At 69.4% G+C, this 18,677-nt stretch carries 13 protein-coding genes; 5 read left to right on the top strand and 8 right to left on the bottom strand.

From position 1 onward, the window contains the following. Positions 1-84: 84 nt before the first annotated feature. Positions 85-2,292: a murein biosynthesis integral membrane protein MurJ gene (murJ, locus tag IH00_RS0110265; protein ID WP_031071916.1), complete on the bottom strand. Its 2,208-nt coding sequence runs from the start codon at positions 2,290-2,292 to the stop codon at positions 85-87. A 45-nt stretch (positions 2,293-2,337) separates the two neighbouring features. Continuing rightward, complete coding sequence (locus tag IH00_RS0110260; RefSeq protein ID WP_031071913.1) at positions 2,338-4,761, bottom strand: DUF6049 family protein; 2,424 nt, start codon at positions 4,759-4,761, stop codon at positions 2,338-2,340. Positions 4,762-4,923: 162 nt separating this feature from the next. Here IH00_RS0110260 and IH00_RS0110255 point away from each other — a divergent pair, with 162 nt between their 5' ends. Beyond that, positions 4,924-6,390 carry a CCA tRNA nucleotidyltransferase gene (locus tag IH00_RS0110255; RefSeq protein WP_031071911.1) on the top strand — a complete coding sequence of 489 codons (1,467 nt, stop codon included), beginning with the start codon at positions 4,924-4,926 and terminating at the stop codon, positions 6,388-6,390. 130 nt (positions 6,391-6,520) lie between these two features. On the opposite strand, the gene IH00_RS0110250 is transcribed toward IH00_RS0110255, so the two are convergent. From IH00_RS0110250 to IH00_RS0110240, 3 genes are all read right to left on the bottom strand, one after another. Next, positions 6,521-7,789: an MFS transporter gene (locus IH00_RS0110250; protein WP_031071909.1), complete on the bottom strand. Its 1,269-nt coding sequence runs from the start codon at positions 7,787-7,789 to the stop codon at positions 6,521-6,523. Positions 7,790-7,979: 190 nt separating this feature from the next. Continuing rightward, positions 7,980-9,062, bottom strand: a complete 1,083-nt coding sequence (locus tag IH00_RS0110245) for an inositol-3-phosphate synthase (protein WP_031071907.1) — start codon at positions 9,060-9,062, stop codon at positions 7,980-7,982. Between the two features lie 50 nt (positions 9,063-9,112). Then, on the bottom strand, positions 9,113-9,835 hold the full coding sequence (locus IH00_RS0110240) for a PadR family transcriptional regulator (RefSeq protein WP_031071903.1): 723 nt from the start codon (positions 9,833-9,835) through the stop codon (positions 9,113-9,115). A 384-nt stretch (positions 9,836-10,219) separates the two neighbouring features. On the opposite strand from IH00_RS0110240, the gene IH00_RS0110235 reads away from it, so the two are divergent. After that, positions 10,220-12,904 (top strand): transglycosylase domain-containing protein, encoded by a 2,685-nt coding sequence (locus IH00_RS0110235; RefSeq protein ID WP_039946703.1) that lies wholly within the window; start codon positions 10,220-10,222, stop codon positions 12,902-12,904. 246 nt (positions 12,905-13,150) lie between these two features. After that, positions 13,151-14,635: a glycosyltransferase family 87 protein gene (locus IH00_RS0110230; protein WP_031071899.1), complete on the top strand. Its 1,485-nt coding sequence runs from the start codon at positions 13,151-13,153 to the stop codon at positions 14,633-14,635. Positions 14,636-14,708: 73 nt separating this feature from the next. On the opposite strand, the gene IH00_RS0110225 is transcribed toward IH00_RS0110230, so the two are convergent. The 3 genes from IH00_RS0110225 to IH00_RS0110215 all read right to left on the bottom strand — a co-directional run bounded on the left by IH00_RS0110225 (position 14,709) and on the right by IH00_RS0110215 (position 17,410). Continuing rightward, positions 14,709-15,740, bottom strand: coding sequence for an alanine racemase (locus IH00_RS0110225; protein ID WP_031071896.1), 1,032 nt, complete (start codon positions 15,738-15,740; stop codon positions 14,709-14,711). Positions 15,741-15,804: 64 nt separating this feature from the next. After that, entirely contained in the window at positions 15,805-16,923 is a 1,119-nt protein-coding gene (locus tag IH00_RS0110220) for a lipid II:glycine glycyltransferase FemX (protein ID WP_031071894.1), read from the bottom strand. 172 nt (positions 16,924-17,095) lie between these two features. Further along, complete coding sequence (locus IH00_RS0110215; protein ID WP_031071892.1) at positions 17,096-17,410, bottom strand: hypothetical protein; 315 nt, start codon at positions 17,408-17,410, stop codon at positions 17,096-17,098. A 281-nt stretch (positions 17,411-17,691) separates the two neighbouring features. Between IH00_RS0110215 and rpsF the strand changes: the two genes are divergently transcribed. Both rpsF and IH00_RS0110205 read left to right on the top strand, forming a co-directional pair. Beyond that, on the top strand, positions 17,692-17,982 hold the full coding sequence (rpsF, locus tag IH00_RS0110210; RefSeq protein WP_003956532.1) for a 30S ribosomal protein S6: 291 nt from the start codon (positions 17,692-17,694) through the stop codon (positions 17,980-17,982). A gap of 75 nt (positions 17,983-18,057) precedes the next feature. After that, entirely contained in the window at positions 18,058-18,630 is a 573-nt protein-coding gene (locus IH00_RS0110205) for a single-stranded DNA-binding protein (protein ID WP_031071890.1), read from the top strand. Positions 18,631-18,677 lie beyond the last annotated feature (47 nt).

Below are 18,677 nucleotides of genomic sequence, written 5' to 3'. Positions count from 1 at the left end.
GCCCACAGTCCGCCGCAGTGCACGACACGCGGTGGCCCACGATGGTTGCGCGGTGGCCGCTACTTGTCGGCCTCTTTCCGGTGCCTAGCGGCCGAGTCGGCCGCGAATCATGCCGACCATGGCATTGAGCTCCTGGATGCGCATCTTCTTCGCCGCCAGGTAGAAGACGCCCAGCAGCACGATCCCGCCGGCCACCAGCGCCGCACTCGCGCCCAGCGCACTCTGCCCGAGGGCGTTGAGGATGGCGAAACCGGTGGCCCCGCCGGCGAGCGCCGCGGGAACGGACGCCATGCACAGCCGGGCATACGTCCGCACGACGTGGGAGCCGTCCAGGTCGCCGCCCAGCCGGTTGCGCAGCCGGCGCCAGGCGACGCCGACACCGACGGCGTAGGCGAGGCCGTACGAAGCGGCCATGCCGACGACAGCCCAGCGGGCCGGCAGCACGACGTAGCAGACACCGGACGCGGCCGCGTTCACGCCGGCGACGATGACGGTGTTGTAGAAGGGCGTGCGCGTGTCCTCGTACGCGTAGAAGCCGCGCAGTACGACGTACTGCACCGAGTACGGGATCAGGCCGAGGCCGAAGGCCATCAGCATGTATCCCATGCCGCGAGCGGCCTCGTCGGTGGCGGACGCGAACAGCAGGGTGCAGATCGGCAGTCCCAGCGCCAGGAAGGCGAACGCGATCGGCACGATGGCGACGGCGGAGTTCCGCAGGCCCTGGGAGATGTCGTCCCGGACCGCGCCCGGGTCGTTGTCGTGCGCCGCACGGGAGATGCGCGGAAGCAGTGCGGCCATCACCGAGACGGTGATGATGGCCTGCGGCATGCCCCAGATCAGCTGGGCGTTGGAGTACGCGAGGATGCCCGCCCCGTCGGTGCCGGACGCCTTGCCGGCCGCCGTGGCGAGCTGTGTGACCACCACGACGCCCGCCTGGTTGGCGAGGACGAACAGAACGGTCCACTTGGCCAGCTTGACTGTCTTCCCCAGCCCCTGGCCCTTCCAGTCGAAGCGCGGCCGGAAGCGGAAGCCCGCCTCTCGGAGGTACGGGATCATCGCCAGCGCCTGGACCACCAGACCGAGCAACGTGCCGATGCCCAGCAGCCGCACGCCCTCGTCCGGGATGGTGGTGACCGCCATCTCGGTCTCGGCGGAGGTGCCGTAGACCCAGATGAACATCCCGAAGGTGAAGATGACGACGATGTTGTTGAGGACAGGAGTCCACATCATCGCGCCGAACCGGCCGCGGGCGTTGAGGATCTGACCCATCACCACGTGCACGCCCATGAAGAAGATGGTGGGCAGGCAGAAGCGGGCGAAGGTGACGGCGACGCTGTTGGCCGCCTGATCGCTTGCGATGGTGGGCGACATGGCCCGCACCAGCAAGGGCGCTCCGAGCACCGCGATGGCCACGATCACGCCCAGTGCGACCATGACGAGGGTGAGCAGCCGGTTGGCGTACGCCTCGCCGCCGTCCTCGTCGTCCTTCATCGAGCGGACGAGCTGGGGGACGAAGACGGAGTTCAGACCGCCGCCGACGGTGAGGATGTAGATCATCGTCGGCAGGGTGGCCGCGACGGTGTAGGAGTCACCGAGCAGTGCGGCTCCGAGCGCGCCGGTGATGACGAGAGCGCGGACGAAGCCCGTGAGGCGCGACACCAGGGTGCCCGCGGCCATCACGGCGCTCGACTTCAGCAGGCCGGACGCGCGGCCGCCACCGGACTTCTTCGGAGCGGGCGCGGGCGCCGCCGGTACCGGATCGGGCTCGGATTCCTGCGCGGCAGGCGGCTGGCCAGGGGCCTGCTGATCCCGGTAGAGGTGCGCGAAGGCGTCCGGCTCCGGCTGGTCCTCGCCCGCCCGCGTGACCAGGTCGTCGACGCCGGTGAACTGAACGGTCCTGGCGTCGTCGCCGTATGGGAGGTGGCGGGAGGGGCCGTCGGGCTCGGGCGGCGGGGTCGGCGCCCAGACGCGCGGATCGGGGGCGTACTGCGGCGCGGCGGGCTGCTGGTAGAGCGGCTGCGGCTCCGGATAGGTGCCGGGCGGGGGCGGCGGGTGCGCGGCGCGGTCGTAGAGCGCCTCGCTCACCGGGTCCTGGCTGGAAAGGTCGTGTGCCCGGTACGGGTCCTGCTCGTAGGCGTCCTGGAGGTACGGGTCCGGGCCCTGCGGGTCCTGGCCGTGCGGACGGGCCGGTGGCGGCACCTGGCCGGCCGGGGGCGCCGCGGGCGTCCCACCGGAAGGCGCACTGCCGCCGCCCGCGCCCTGACCGCGGTCACCGTCATACGGCGCGTTCATGGTTACCCCACCTCATCGTCCCCGGCCGACCGGCCACGACATCGCTCAACGGTCCACTTTCTCACCCGGGCCCGACGGGTCCGTGCTTTGCGCTCCGGTGTCCGGCGTCGGGTCACTCGGCTGCTCCGGATCGTCGTCGTCCGCGGCCGCCGTTCCGTCCTCCGCTCCCGGTGCCTGCTCCGCTGCGGCCTCCGCGGCCGGTTCCCCGGCCGCCTTCGGGTCCTGGTCCGGGCTCCCGTCCGGGGCTGCTTCGGGGTCGGCCTTGGGGTCGGCCCCCGGGTCTCCGCCGGCCGCGGTGTCACGGGCCGCGGCGCGCTTGCGCTGCGTGTACATCCTGATGCCGGCGAGGACGAGCAGCAGGACACCGCCCGCGATGACCAGCATCACCGTCGGTGTGATCTCGGAGACCTTGACGGTGAAGCTCATGGGCTTGCCGTACGGCCTGCCGTCCTCCGTGTACAGCTGCGCCGTCATCGGGACGGGGCCGTTGGCGGCGGCGGACGCCGTGAACTTCACCGACTGGCTGTGGCCGCCTTCGATCCTGACCGGCAGCTCGGAGACGGTGTCGCCGTTGAGCTTCAGGCGGGTCGGCTTCGTCGACGTCAGCCTCAGCACCAGGTGGTCGACGCCCTGCAGCAGCTTGTTCTGCACGGTCACCGGGATCGTCGCGCTGCGCCCCGACAGCGTCAGATCCGATTTGTCGATGAGCTTGACCTCGGTGGTGAGGCTCTTGAGATGCGTCAGCACACCCTGGCGGTAGACCGCCGCCGACTGTGGCCGGCCACGCCACGATGTCGACATCTCCCGGTTGATCGCATTGCCCACCGGCGTGACGACCCGGTACGCCGCGGTGAGGATCACCTTGAAGTTGTCCAGGGTCTCCTGGGTGGCCTTCATGTCCTGGAACGCCTGCAGAGGCAGCTCCTGGCGGCGCAGTTTCTGCGGGTAGCGGGCGCTGCCCGGCACCTTCGTCGCGGCGCGCGGGTCGGGCTTGGCCGCTGCCGCCGTGACCAGGTCGACGGGCTGCGTCCAGCGCTGGGCGGACAGGCCCCGCAGGGCGCTCGCCATCGACTGGGCCTGGGCGGCGGTCGGCATGCGCTGCGGGGCGACGACGATGCTGCGCTGCTTGCCCGGCTGCTGCTGCGTCACGGTCAGGGTGTGGGCGAGGAACCGCTGCACGGCGAGCGTGGAGTCCTCGGCTTTGGTCATGTCGCCCGTGAAAGCGGTCGACAGCGCCTCGTCGGCCACGACGGCCGTCGTGCCGCCGCCGATGGGCCGTGCCGCGGTCGGCGTGTACGAGAGGTCGTCGCGCACGCTGTCGCTGCGGGCGATCACCTTGTCGGCACCGGCCGAGGTGGCGACGTCGACGACCGACGGGTCGATCGCTCCGTCGACCGGCCAGGCGAAGTCCACGGACGGCTTCACGTGGAGGATCGTCTCCACGGTCGTCTCGGCCAGCTCCGTGGCCGGCTGGAGGTGGCTGAGCGAGCCGGAGACGTCCTTGCCGCGGTGGGCGAGCGACGCCAGGTCGGGATCGGCGTACGGGAGGGCGACCACCTTGCCGCCCTGTACGGCCTTGTCGAGCGAGCTCAGCCACTGTCTGGCGACGGCCTGATTCCGCCCGGGTACGTCGGCGTCCCCGTCCTTGACCCGGTAGCTCCGGGTCATCGCCTCGACGGTGGCCAGCAGGTCGGGATCGATGACCCAGGTGACGGGGAGCTCGGCGCCCAGCGCGACGAGCCGCTCCAGCCGGCCGCCGGGGGCCAGCTCCGCGGCCAGGTCATCGTTCTCAAGGACCGGGGTCTGCTGGTCGTCCGAACCTGTCACGGCGGACAGACGCGTCGAGGAGATCAAGGGCCACAGGTAGGTGAGCCCGGTCTTCTTCTCCGTGGCGTCGGACTGCCACGGGAGGAAGGTGCGCTCGATGCCCAGCACCTGGTCGTAGGGCTCACTGGGGGTGCGCCCCGTGAGGGAGACCCCGAGCTGGTAGACGCCCTCCTCGTCGAGGCCGAGCTTGTCCACCGGTACGGAGAGGGTGAAGTCCTCCGTGATCCCCGCCGGGAGCGCCGGGATCTTGTAGGTGTATGCATCGCCGAGATCCGTGCCGTCGCTGCCGGGCGTGAAGCCCTTCCGCTCGGCCACCTCGTCGATCGCGCCGCGGTTGGGGAGGGGGGAACCGACCCGTAGGTCCACCGCCCCGCCGGTGACGGTCTCTTTGCCGTCGTTGGTCACCGTGCCGGTGATCGTCAGGGTGTCCCCGTCCATCGGCGCGCTGGGGCTGAACGTGTCCAGGGACACATCGACGGTGCGGGCCCCGGCGACCTTCGCGTCCGCGTGGGCCGACGGGGCGACCGGGCCGTAGAGCAGCCCGGCGAACAGGGGCAGGCCGGCGACGACGGAGGCTGTACGCCGCAGCCACCGGCGGGCAGGGGAGGGGCGGGTGCCCTGGAAGTCTGCCGCCTCGGCCACGCGCTACCCGTCCCTTGTCGTCTGGTGTCCGTTGGTGGTTGTCGGTTCCTGCGTCCACGCATGGTAACGAGGCTCGCCGGACCTAAGTGCCGCGGAGTGCTCCACATGATCGGGCGGAAACGAGGACGACCCGCGGGGCCCGGGCACGTAACCTTTTCTGCTGTGCCGAACCCGAACGAAGAGAACCCGACTGCACTGAGCGAGGCGCAACGCCGCGCGGTCAGTGAACTACTGCGTGTGTCGCCGGTCGCCGACGATCTCGCCCGCCGTTTCAAGGAGGCCGGGTTCAGTCTGGCCCTGGTCGGCGGCTCGGTGCGCGACGCGCTGCTCGGGCGGCTCGGCAACGACCTCGACTTCACCACCGACGCCCGCCCCGAGGACGTACTGAAGATCGTGCGGCCGTGGGCTGACTCCGTGTGGGACGTCGGCATCGCGTTCGGCACCGTCGGGTCGCAGAAGGACGCCCGTGTCGGGGATGCGGTTCAGCGCTTCCAGATCGAGATCACGACGTACCGGTCCGAGGCGTACGACCGGACGTCGCGCAAGCCCGAGGTCTCCTACGGCGACTCCATCGAGGAAGATCTCGTCCGTCGTGACTTCACGGTCAACGCGATGGCCGTCGCGCTGCCGGAGAAGGAGTTCATCGACCCGTACGGCGGGCTTCAGGATCTCGCCGAGCGCGTTCTGCGGACTCCCGGTACGCCGGAGGAGTCCTTCTCCGACGACCCGCTGCGCATGATGCGCGCAGCCCGGTTCGCCGCGCAGCTCGACTTCGAGGTGGCTTCCGAGGTCATCACCGCCATGATGGAGATGGCCGAGCGGATCGAGATCGTCTCCGCCGAGCGGGTACGTGATGAGCTCAACAAGCTGCTCCTCTCGGCGCACCCGCGCAAGGGTCTGGGGCTGCTGGTCATGACCGGCCTGGCCGACCGGGTCCTTCCCGAGCTGCCCGCTCTGCGGCTGGAGAGCGACGAGCACCACCGGCACAAGGACGTGTACGAGCACTCCCTGACCGTGCTGGAGCAGGCCATCGACCTCGAGGAGGACGGCCCGGACCTGGTGCTGCGGCTGGCGGCGCTGCTCCATGACATCGGCAAGCCGCGCACCCGGCGTTTCGAGCCGGACGGGCGGGTCTCGTTCCACCACCATGAGGTGGTCGGAGCGAAGATGGTCAAGAAGCGCATGACCGCCCTGAAGTACTCGAACGACATGATCAAGGACGTGGCGCGACTGGTGGAGCTGCACCTGCGGTTCCACGGCTACGGAACCGGTGAATGGACCGACTCGGCCGTGCGCCGCTATGTGCGCGATGCGGGGCCGCTGCTGAGCCGGCTCCACAAGCTGACCCGGTCCGACTGCACCACACGCAACAAGCGCAAGGCCGGTGCGCTGTCCCGCGCCTACGACGGGCTGGAAGAGCGCATCGCCAAGCTGCAGGAGCAGGAGGAGCTGGACGCCATCCGGCCCGACCTGAACGGCAACGAAATCCAGGAGATCCTGGGTATCGGCCCGGGTCCGGCCGTCGGGCAGGCGTACAAGTTCCTGCTGGAGCTGCGGCTGGAGAACGGGCCGATGGAGCGCGACGCTGCTGTCGCTGCCCTCAAGAAGTGGTGGGCGGGCCGGGACTGACCGGCCTGGTCCGAGTGTCGGCGGCCGTCATGTTTCACGTGAAACATGACGGCCGCCGACACGTGAGGCCCACGGGCGATGTTTCACGTGAAACGTCGCCCGCCCGGGTCGGCCGGCCACGTGGGAGGCGCTACAGCAGCGCGCTGGCCCGTCGCCATCGCAGCAGCAGGATGACGAGGCTCGCGTACAGGACGGCGACCAGGGCGACCAGCGGGAGCGACCGGCCGTCGGAGGGCAGCAGCAGCGCGGCGATCCCGGCCGCGCCGACGAAGGCCACGTTGAACAGCACGTCGTACAGGGCAAAGATCCGGCCCCGGTGGGAGTCATCCACCACCTTCTGCACGACCGTGTCGGTGGAAATCTTGGTGCCCTGTGTCGTGAGCCCCAGGATGAAGGCGGCGACCAGCATCGGTACCGGAGCGAAGGGCACCCCCAGTGCCGGCTCCAGCACCGCGGCCGACCCGGCGCATACCGCCATCCAGCCGAACTGGCCCAGCCGCCCGATCATCCAGGGCGAGAGCACCGCGGCGGCGAAGAAGCCGGCGCCGGACACTCCGAGGGCCAGTCCCAGCAGCCCCAGCCCCTCCGACTCGCTGGCCGACCAGGCGTACCGGCAGAGCATGAGCACCATGACCGTCAGCGCGCCGTAGCAGAAGCGCATGACGGTCATCGCGGCCAGCGCTCGCGCCGCGTCCCTGCGCTCCGACAGGTGCCGCAGCCCGCTGATCAGGCCTCGCGCGGTCGAGGCCAGAGCGACACCGAACCGGGGCTGCACCACATCCGGGTCGGGCCCGAGCAGTTCGCGCCCCAAGCGCAGCGAGGCGAGCGCCGAACAGAGATAGAGCGCCGCGCCGAGCAGCACCACTGCGGCGTCGGAGTCGGCCACGAGCAGCCGTACGGCGAAGGCGAGCCCGCCGCCGGCCGTCGCGGCGAGGGTACCCGCGGTGGGCGAGACGGAGTTGGCCATCACGAGCCTGTCGGCGTCGACGACCCGGGGCAGAGCGGCCGACAGCCCGGCCAGGACGAAGCGGTTGACGGCGGTGACAGTGAGCGCGGAGCCGTAGAAGACCCATTCCGGCACGGAGACAAGGATCAGTGCCGCGGTGACGCCGGCCAGCAGGGCTCGCAGGAGATTCCCGTACAGCAGGACCTGGCGCCGCCGCCAGCGGTCGAGCAGGACGCCGGCGAATGGGCCCACGAACGAGTAGGGCAGCAGCAGGACCGCCATCGCGGAGGCGATCGCGGCGGGCGAGGTCTGCTTCTCGGGGGAGAAGACGACGTACGTGGCGAGTGCCACTTGGTAGACGCCGTCGGCGCACTGGGAGAGCAGTCGTACGGCGAGCAGGCGGCGGAAGTGCGCTAGGCGCAGGAGTACGCGCAGATCACGTACGACAGGCATGGCCCAAGGGTCACATACGGCGAAGGTCCCCGGGCAGATGCCACGGGGACCTTCGACACCGCGGGTGCGGCCGAGCGGGCGAGTGCGGCTGTGACAGCAGCATCGGCCGGGCGTGCACCGTCGGTGGGACTCAGCGCTCGGCCTCGGGGGCCGGCGCGTCGTCCGCGGGTTCAGCGCTGTGCCGGGAGGCTCAGCGCTCGACCTCGCCCTTGATGAACTTCTCGACGTTCTCGCGGGCCTCGTCGTCGAAGTACTGCACCGGCGGGGACTTCATGAAGTACGAGGACGCGGAGAGGATCGGGCCACCGATGCCGCGGTCCTTGGCGATCTTCGCGGCGCGCAGCGCGTCGATGATGACACCCGCGGAGTTCGGGGAGTCCCACACCTCGAGCTTGTACTCCAGGTTCAGCGGGACGTCACCGAAGGCGCGGCCCTCGAGGCGGACGTACGCCCACTTGCGGTCGTCCAGCCAGGCCACGTAGTCCGACGGGCCGATGTGGACGTTGTTCTCGCCGAGGTCCCGATCCGGGATCTGCGAGGTGACGGCCTGCGTCTTGGAGATCTTCTTGGACTCCAGGCGCTCGCGCTCGAGCATGTTCTTGAAGTCCATGTTGCCGCCGACGTTCAGCTGCATCGTGCGGTCCAGGACGACGCCCCGGTCCTCGAAGAGCTTCGCCATGACGCGGTGCGTGATGGTGGCGCCGACCTGCGACTTGATGTCGTCACCCACGATCGGGACGCCGGCCTCGGTGAACTTGTCCGCCCACTCCTTGGTGCCGGCGATGAAGACCGGGAGGGCGTTGACGAAGGCGACCTTGGCGTCGATGGCGCACTGGGCATAGAACTTCGCCGCGTCCTCGGAGCCGACGGGCAGGTAGCAGACGAGGACGTCGACCTGCTTGTCCTTGAGGACCTGGACGACGTCGACCGGGGCCTCGGGGGACTCCTCGATGGTCTGGCGGTAGTACTTGCCCAGGCCGTCCAGGGTGTGACCGCGCTGGACGGTCACGCCCGTCGACGGCACGTCGCAGATCTTGATGGTGTTGTTCTCGCTGGCGCCGATGGCGTCCGCGAGGTCAAGACCCACCTTCTTCGCGTCCACGTCGAAGGCGGCCACGAACTCGACGTCCCGGACGTGGTACTCGCCGAACTGGACGTGCATCAGACCCGGCACCTTGCCCGCCGGGTCGGCGTCCTTGTAGTACTCGACGCCCTGCACCAGCGAGGCGGCGCAGTTGCCCACGCCGACGATGGCTACGCGAACCGAACCCATTCCGGTTGCTCCCTGTGTGTTCTCGACGAGGCCCTGCAGGTCGCGGGGCCTCACTTTGCGGTGTCGTCGGACGGATCCGGCCGGGTACTGCCCCCGTGCCGGGGCAGGCCGCCCGTCTCTCCAGATGTGTTGTCCTGCTGAGCGGCGCCCTTGGCGCCGGCCCCGGAGGTCCCGTCGCCCTGCGGGGCGTCGGTGCCGGACCGTCGCTGATCCCGGCCCGCCCGCTCGCTCTCGATGAGCTCGTTCAGCCAGCGCACTTCGCGCTCCACGGACTCCATGCCGTGCCGCTGCAGCTCGAGCGTGTAGTCGTCCAGGCGCTCGCGCGTCCGGGCCAGGGAGGCGCGCATCTTCTCCAGGCGCTCCTCCAGGCGGCTGCGGCGCCCTTCGAGCACCCGCATCCGCACCTCGCGCTCGGTCTGCCCGAAGAAGGCGAAGCGCGCCGCGAAGTGCTCGTCCTCCCAGGTGTCCGGGCCGGTGTGGGACAGGAGCTCCTCGAAGTGCTCCTTGCCCTCGGCCGTCAGACGGTAGACGATCTTGGCCCGCCGCCCCGCGAGCGAGGCGGCGAGGGCGTCCTCGGGCGCGCTGCCCGGTTCCTCGATCAACCAGCCGTTTGCGACCAGCGTCTTGAGGCAGGGGTAAAGAGTGCCGTAACTGAACGCCCGGAAAATCCCCAGCGACGTGTTGAGCCGCTTGCGCAGCTCGTATCCGTGCATCGGGGCTTCGCGCAGCAGGCCGAGGACGGCGAACTCGAGGATGCCGGAGCGCCTGCTCATCCTTCGCCTCCTCCTCCCCCGTCACCGTCGCTCGTACCGATGCTTATGTCGTACTGATGTATCGACTCGATACATCCCGACGATAGAGCGGCGTTCCGGTTGCGACAAGTGGGGTGGTCGTGAGCGGCGTCACATCGTCAATTCGCAGCAGGTGAGTTGCCTGATTTGGGGTGAACTTTCCCGCTAGTTGGATTTTGACCGTGCGTAGTCTGTGCGGCATGCACACCGCCGGGAACCATGCGCCGCCAGGGGGCGTCCTCGTCCTGAGTGCACTGTGTGCATCGCGGACGAGCTCGAGCCAGGGCTGGTCCGCAGCCATTTCGGGGGGACCGGAACTCACTGCCGCTTCCAGGCGTACTCGCCTGCCCGAGGAGTAGTCGTTCGATGAGCGAGCACCGTCGCAAACCGCCCCAGCCGCAAGGTGGCGGACGTGCCGCGGCCAGGCGAGCCGCCCAGCAGCCCCCAGGCCGCCGGGCAGCTCAGGCACGGGGAGCCAGCACGGGCTCCCCTTCCGATGAGTACGGCACGGAGCGCCCGTACGGCGGCCGCGCCGAGGCCCGCCGTGCCGCCCAGCGCGGTACTGGGCGCGGTGGCGGACGGGGACGGGGCGCGGGCGGACAGCCTGGCAAGAAGCGGATGATCGACTATCCCCGCCACGACAAGTACGGCTGGCGCCGCTGGGTGCCGTCGTGGCGCCTCGCGACGGGTCTGACCCTCGGCTTCCTCGGCATCCTCATGGCGGGCTCCGCGATCGCGTACGCCATGGTGGAGCTGCCGGACCCGCAGAAGGTGGCCACGGCGCAGAACAACGTCTACTACTGGGACGACGGCACGCAGATGGCCGCCACCGGCGGTGAGATCAACCGGCAGATCATCGGGATCCACCAGATCCCCGAGAACATGCAGAACGCCGTGATCTCGGCGGAGAACAAGACGTTCCGCACGGACTCGGGCATCGACCCGATGGGCATCGGCCGTGCGCTGCTCAACATGGCGCAGGGCGAGCAGACGCAGGGTGGCTCGACCATCACCCAGCAGTACGTCAAGAACGCCATGCTCAACGACCAGTCGCAGACGCTGAGCCGTAAGTTGAAAGAGCTGTTCATCTCCATCAAGGTGGGCAACGAGGTCGACAAGCCCGAGGTGATGGCGGGCTATCTGAACACCTCGTACTACGGGCGGGGTGCGTACGGCATCCAGGCGGCGGCGCGCACCTACTTCGACAAGGACGCGAGCAAGCTCAACGCCAGCGAGTGCGCCTTCCTCGCCACCCTGCTCAAGGGGTCGACCTACTACGACCCCGCCGGCGCGACCGAGATCGACCCGGCCGCCACGCGCGACGCCAACACCGAGAGAGCCACCAAGCGGTGGGCGTGGATCCTCGACGAGATGGTCAAGGACGGCCACCTCCCGGCTGCCGAGCGCGCCCAGTACACCGATCTTCCCCCGATCGGGGAGCCGCGGAAGAGCGCCACACTGAGCGGGCAGACCGGTTACCTGGTCGACCTCGCCAAGGCCTACTTCATCAACAACAACGACCAGGGCATCACCACGAAGGACCTGGCCCGGGGCGGCTACGAGATCCACACGACCTTCAACCAGAACAAGGTCAAGAAGCTCCAGAAGGCCGTCAAGGCGGTCTACGACGAGCACATCGACCCGAAGAAGCGGCCGAAAACCGACACCCACGTCCAGTTCGGCGGTGCCTCGGTCGACCCGGAGACCGGGGCGATCGTCGCCATCTACGGTGGCGAGGACGCCACCAAGCACTTCACCAACAACGCCGACCAGACAGGTGCCCAGGTCGGATCGACCTTCAAGCCGTTCGTACTGGCCGCCGCAATGCGTGACGGTGTCCGCAACCCCGAGCTCGGACCCGAGCAGGGCCCGGACGAGCGCCGGATCGTGGACCCGGACACGGCCGTCTACAACGGTGACAACAAGGTCAAGATCAGGAACTACGACCGCACCGTCTGGCAGAACGAGGACGGCAAGGAGTGGCTGCAGGTCAACGACGGTGACCAGAGCTACGGCGACATCAACCTCCGCAAGGCGATGATCCACTCCGCCAACTCGCCGTTCGTGCAGCTCGGCATGGACGTCGGCATCCCGACGGTGCGGCAGGCCGCGGTGGACGCGGGTCTGCGCGAGAGCAGCCTCGCCAAGGGCAACGTGCCGTCCTTCTCGATCGGTATCTCCGACCCGAGCGCCATCCGCATGGCGGGTGCGTACGCGACGTTCGCGGCCAACGGTGAGCAGCGCGATCCGTACTCCGTCACGGAGGTCAAGAAGGAGGGGCGGACCGTCTACAAGCACGAGGACAAGGCGAGGAAGGCCTTCTCCAGTGCTGTCGCGAGCAACGTCACCGATGTGCTGAGGGACGTCGTCGAGCACCCGGACGGCACCGGCAACAACGCCGCCATCCCGGGCCGGCAGGTCGCCGGCAAGACCGGTACCACCGACGGCAACAGGTCCGCCTGGTTCGTGGGCTACACGCCTCAGCTGGCGACCGCGATCGACATGTACCGGATGGACGACAACGCGGCCAACAAGAACCGCAAGTTCCTGGAGATGTACGGCACCGGCGACCAGAAGAAGATCCACGGCTCGTCGTTCCCGTCCGAGATCTTCCAGAAGTACATGTCGGACGCCCTCAAGGGCGAGAAGGCCGAGGCCTTCCCCGAGCCCGAGGACCTCGGAGCCGAGCCCGTGTGGGGCGGCGGTGCCAAGAGCCCGGAGCCGACGCCGTCCGACACGCCGTCCGCGAGCCCGTCCGAGTCGCCCTCGGCGAGCCCGTCGAAGACGCCGCCCTCGAAGAGCCCCGAGCCGGGCAAGTCCTGCGGCCCGCTCGACTGGGACTGCGAGGACACCGGCGGCGGTGGCCAGAACGGCGGCGGTGGTGACACCGGCGGTACCACGGACACCGGCGGTACGACCGAGGGGGAAACCACCACCGGCGGCCTGACGCCCACACCGTCCGCTCCGACCGGGGGTGGCGGCAACGGCAACGGCAACGGCGGCAACGGCGGTGACCCGGGTGAGGGCTGGTTCGGTGGCACGGTCGGCTAGCGCGCCGCCCACCGGCTGACCCGGAGGGCCGGTCGGCGAAGGGCAACCGCCATGGCCACCGGCTCGAAGGGCCGATGCGAGGGCCGTCGCACTCGCTGCGTACACGACGTACGGAAGCGGGCGCGGCGGCCCTCGCCCTGTTCGGCACCGCTGTCCACAAGCCGCTCCGTGAAGGCAGTCACGCGGCTTTCCGGACGTTGTCCACAGGCCGCACGGATCCACAGCCCGGTACGGCAGGATGTCCCCATGCCGAGCCCAGAGAAGACCAGCGCGCACCAGGACCCGCCCGTCGTGCGGCCCACGTGGCGGGACGAGGTCGCGGCCGCGGGCAGCGAGCTGATCGGCGGGCCGTCCGGTCGCTGGGCACGGCTCGGCAGCAGCCCCTTCAGCCCCGTCCGGGTCGTCGCACTCGTCACCATCGGCATGTTCGCGCTGGGCATGGTGCAGAAGCTGCCCTGCTACAACTGGGCCTGGTTCCGCGGCACCAGCTCGCAGTACACCCACGCCTGTTACTCCGACATCCCGCACCTCTTCCTGGGCCGCGGGTTCGCCGACGGCCTGATCCCGTACTTCGACCGGCTCGGCGGCGACATGGAGTACCTCGAGTACCCGGTCCTGACCGGACTGTTCATGCAGGTGGCGGCGTGGGTGATGGCTCCGTTCGACGGGGATGTCCAGTCCCGCGAGCAGATGTACTGGATGGTCAACGCCGGCATGCTGATGGCCTGCGCGGCCGTCCTCGCCGTCTGTGTCGCCCGTACGCACCGCAACCGGCCGTGGGACGCCCTGCTGGTCGCGCTTGCGCCCGCCCTCGCGCTCACCGCGACGATCAACTGGGACCTGCTCGCCGTGGCCCTGACCGCCGCCGCCATGCTGATGTGGTCGCGCGGGCGGGCGCTCGCCTTCGGGATCCTGCTGGGGCTGGCCACGGCCGCCAAGTTCTACCCGTTCCTGCTGCTGGGGCCGCTGCTTCTGCTGTGCTGGCGGGCCTGGAAGTGGCGGGAGTTCGGGCTGGCGCTGCTGGGTACCGCGGGCTCCTGGCTGGTGGTCAACCTGCCCGTGATGCTGCTGGCGCCCGAGGGGTGGAAGAAGTTCTACTCCTTCAGCAGTGAGCGGAGCATCGACTTCGGCTCGTTCTGGCTGATCCTCACCCAGCGCACCGGCGAGGGCATCGAGGTCGGGGCGGTCAACACGTACGCCATCCTGCTGATGCTGCTCGCCTGCGCCGGGATCGCCGTGCTGACGTTCACCGCACCGCGCAGGCCGCGCTTCGCCCAGCTGGCGTTCCTGGTGGTCGCCGCGTTCATCCTCACCAACAAGGTCTACTCGCCGCAGTACGTGCTGTGGCTGATCCCGCTCGCGGCCCTCGCCCGCCCGCGCTGGCGGGACTTCCTGATCTGGCAGGCGTGCGAGGTCATGTACTTCCTGGGGATCTGGATGTACCTGGCCTACACGACGAGCGGCAACAAGCAGGGGCTGCCGACCGAGGGGTACCAGTTCGCGATCGCCCTGCACCTGGCCGGGACGCTGTTCGTCTGCGCCATGATCGTCCGCGACATCCTGCTGCCCGAGCGGGACGCCGTACGGCGCGACGGGGAGGACGACCCGTCCGGCGGCGTGCTGGACGGGTCGCAGGACGTCTTCGTGCTCGGGCAGGCGGCACACCCGCCGGAGCACGCGGCGCACGCGGTGCAGGGGCCGCGGGTGGAGTGGGGCGTGGTACGGGAATGAGCTCCCGGCCCTGGACAACGCCGCGAGAGGCGGGTCCAGGGCCAGGAGCGCAGCACGTTCGGGACGAGAGGCCCTAGCGGTCCACGAGGCGGTCGAACTGGGTGGTGGTGTGCCGCAGGTGCGCCACCAGCTCGTCCCCGACCTTCGGCTCCTGTGCGTCCGCGGGGACGAAGAGGATGGACACCTGCATGTGCGGCGGCTCCGCGAACCAGCGCTGCTTGCCCGACCAGACGAACGGCGAGAGGTTGCGGTTGACCGTCGCCAGACCGGCGCGGGCCACGCCCTTGGCTCGCGGCATCACGCCGTGCATGGCCTTGGGCGCCTCCAGCCCCACTCCGTGGGACGTACCGCCGGCGACGACGACCAGCCAGCCGTCCGACGCCGCCTTCTGCTGCCGGTAGCCGAAACGATCACCCTTGGCGACCCGCGTGACGTCCAGGACCGCGCCGCGGTACTCCGTCGCTTCGTGGTCGCCCAGCCAGAGGCGGGTACCGATGCGGGCGCGGAAGCGGGTCTGCGGGAACTGCTGCTGCAGACGGGCCTGTTCCTCCGCCTTCAGGTGGCTGACGAACATGGTGTGCAGCGGCAGCCGGGCCGCGCGCAGCCGGTCCATCCAGCCGATGACCTCTTCGACGGCGTCGGTGCCGTCCGTGCGGTCCAGCGGCAGGTGCAGCGCGAAGCCCTCCAGACGGACGTCCTCGATGGCGGCGTGCAGCCGGCCCAAATCGTGCTCGCTGATGCCGTGGCGCTTCATCGAGCTCATGCACTCGATGACGACGCGGGCGCCGACCAGCGCGTGGACCCCGTCGACGGACGACACCGACCGGATCACCCGGTCCGGCAGCGGCACGGGCTCCTCACCACGCCGGAACGGCGTGAGGACGAGCAGGTCGCCGCTGAACCAGTCCTTGATCCGTGCGGCCTCGTACGTGGTGCCCACGGCCAGCATGTCGGCGCCGAAACGTGCCGCCTCCTCCGACAGCCGCTCATGTCCGAAGCCGTAGCCATTGCCCTTGCAGACCGGGACGAGACCCGGGAACTGGTCGATCACGGTCTTCTGGTGCGCCCGCCAGCGAGCGGTGTCGACGTAGAGGGAGAGCGCCATGGCCGGCACGGAACCTTTCTGATGGCTGCGGTGTATCGAAGGTATGGACGAGACTACGGAAGCGTCAGCGGCGCGACATGTAGATGTCGAGTGCCTTGTGCAGCAGCTTGTTGAGCGGGAAGTCCCACTCACCGATGTACTCGACGGCCTCGCCGCCCGTGCCCACCTTGAACTGGATCAGGCCGAAGAGGTGGTCCGTCTCGTCGAGCGAGTCGGAGATGCCGCGCAGGTCGTAGACGGTCGCGCCCATCGCGTAGGCGTCGCGCAGCATCCGCCACTGCATCGCGTTCGAGGGCCGAACTTCGCGGCCGATGTTGTCCGAGGCGCCGTAGGAGTACCAGACGTGGCCGCCCACGACGAGCATCGTGGCCGCCGAAAGGTTCACGCCGTTGTGGCGCGCGAAGTACAGCCGCATGCGGTTGGGGTCCTCGTTGTTGAGGACGGTCCACATGCGCTGGAAGTAGGAGAGGGGACGCGGCCGGAAACGGTCGCGCACGGCGGTGATCTCGTACAGCCGCTGCCACTCGGCCAGGTCCTCGTAGCCGCCCTGGACCACCTCGACACCGGCCTTCTCGGCCTTCTTGATGTTGCGCCGCCACAGCTGGTTGAAGCCCTTGAGGACATCGTCGAGCGAACGGTTCGCCAACGGCACCTGGAAGACGTAGCGGGGCTGGACGTCACCGAAGCCGGCGCCGCCGTCCTCGCCCTGCTGCCAGCCCATCTTGCGCAGCCGGTCCGACACCTCGAAGGCGCGCGGCTCGATGTGGCTGGCCTCGACGTCGCGCAGGCGCTTGACGTCCGGGTCCTGGATGCCGGACTTGATCGCGGCCGCGTCCCAGCGGCGGATGACGACCGGCGGGCCCATCTTCACCGAGAAGGCACCCTGGTTCTTCAGGTGCGCCAGCATCGGCTGCAGCCAGTCGTCCAGGTTCGGCGCGTACCAGTTGATCACCGGTCCCTCGGGCAGGTAGGCGAGGTACCGCTTGATCTTCGGAAGCTGGCGGTAGAGGACCAGACCGGCGCCGACGAGCTGGCCGCTCTTGTCGAACCAGCCCAGGTTCTCCGAGCGCCACTCGGTCTTCACGTCCGCCCACGCCGGGACCTGGCAGTGACTCGCCGCGGGCAGGCTCTGGATGTACGCCAGATGCTGCTCTCGGCTGATGGTCCTCAGGGTCAGGCTCATGCGGGGCGCTCCTCGGCAGGTGTGTCCCCATTGGTCAGGGGCTCCGGCTCTCGCGCCGAAGCCTACTGGCACCGGGGAGCGCCCCGTCTGGCTGTGGGCCATGTACGCGTCGTACGGGCCGTGTCAGCTCACGGCGGTGGGCTGCGCCGTGTGAGGGGTGTCGCCACAGCGGCTAGCCCAGAAGGCCGCCGAAGAGGCCCCCGTGCGCCATCCCGAGGAAGAAGCCGACCGCGGATGCGCCGAGACCGATGATCAGCAGCGTCCGCTCGCGGGTGGTCTCCGAGATGAACTGTCCGTACGCGCCCGTGAGGATGCCCACCAGCCCCGACCAGGAACTCAGCAGGTGGAGGCTGGGGAACTGCGCGGTGATGAAGGCAAGGACACCCAGCACCAGGGTCACCGCCATCAGCGTGTCCTGGAGGGGATGGGGCTTGCCGTCCGTGGCGAAGAGGGACGAGGTGGGATGACGATGGAATGCCTGGGCCATGAGGTACCTCCTGGCTGTGCCGGAAGGCGGCGCATCGTAGCGCCGCACGCACCCGATGTGTACAGATTGCGTCCCCTCACCACAGGATTTCAACCGGAAGCCGGTGTGCGGGTACTCTGTACGGTCTGCACCGGTGTCTGCCCATGCCCATCGTCAGGTGCTCCCGTCGGTCCGGCCGGCCGGGGCGATTGTCAGTGGCGGCCGATACCGTTGCGCACGCATCACGACCCTCCTGCCACGGAACGACCGTGGCCGCTGAGTCCAAAGGAGGTGGGTTCCACATGCGTCACTACGAGGTGATGGTCATCCTCGACCCCGATCTGGAGGAGCGCGCTGTCGCCCCCCTGATCGAGAACTTCCTCTCCGTCGTCCGTGAGGGCAACGGGAAGGTGGAGAAGGTCGACACCTGGGGCCGTCGTCGTCTCGCTTACGAGATCAAGAAGAAGCCCGAGGGCATCTACTCGGTCATCGACCTGCAGGCCGAGCCTGCGGTCGTCAAGGAGCTCGACCGCCAGATGAACCTGAACGAGTCGGTCCTCCGGACCAAGGTCCTCCGTCCCGAGACCCACTGAGCGCCTAGCTCAGAGGTCATCGGGTTCGAGTAGCAGCAGCAAGCAGCCAGAAGCAATCCCGCCGAGAGGTTCCCCATGGCAGGCGAGACCGTCATCACGGTCGTCGGCAATCTTGTCGACGACCCCGAGCTGCGCTTCACCCCGTCCGGTGCGGCGGTCGCGAAGTTCCGTGTCGCGTCCACTCCCCGCACCTTCGATCGTCAGACCAACGAGTGGAAGGACGGCGAGAGCCTGTTCCTGACCTGCTCGGTCTGGCGCCAGGCGGCGGAGAACGTCGCCGAGTCGCTCCAGCGCGGCATGCGTGTCGTCGTGCAGGGCCGGCTGAAGCAGCGGTCCTACGAGGACCGCGAGGGCGTCAAGCGCACGGTCTTCGAGCTGGACGTCGAGGAAGTCGGCCCCAGCCTCAAGAACGCCACGGCCAAGGTCACCAAGACCACCGGTCGCGGCGGCCAGGGTGGCTACGGCGGCGGCCAGCAGGGCGGCGGCAACTGGGGCGGAGCCCCGGGCGGTGCCCCTCAGGGCGGCGGCGGTGCTCCCGCCGACGACCCGTGGGCGACCAGCGCGCCGGCCGGTGGCGGCCAGCAGGGCGGCGGAGGCAGCTGGGGCGGAAGCTCCGGCGGCGGCTACTCGGACGAGCCTCCCTTCTAGGCCCTCGTGGCCTCGGGGGTGGGGGCTCGCACCCACACTTCTTGATC

The organism is Streptomyces sp. NRRL S-118 (genome assembly GCF_000716335.1).
Lineage (GTDB): Bacteria > Actinomycetota > Actinomycetes > Streptomycetales > Streptomycetaceae > Streptomyces.
Note: the sequence above shows the minus strand (reverse complement) of the source record. Positions and strands in the feature narration are given on the sequence as shown.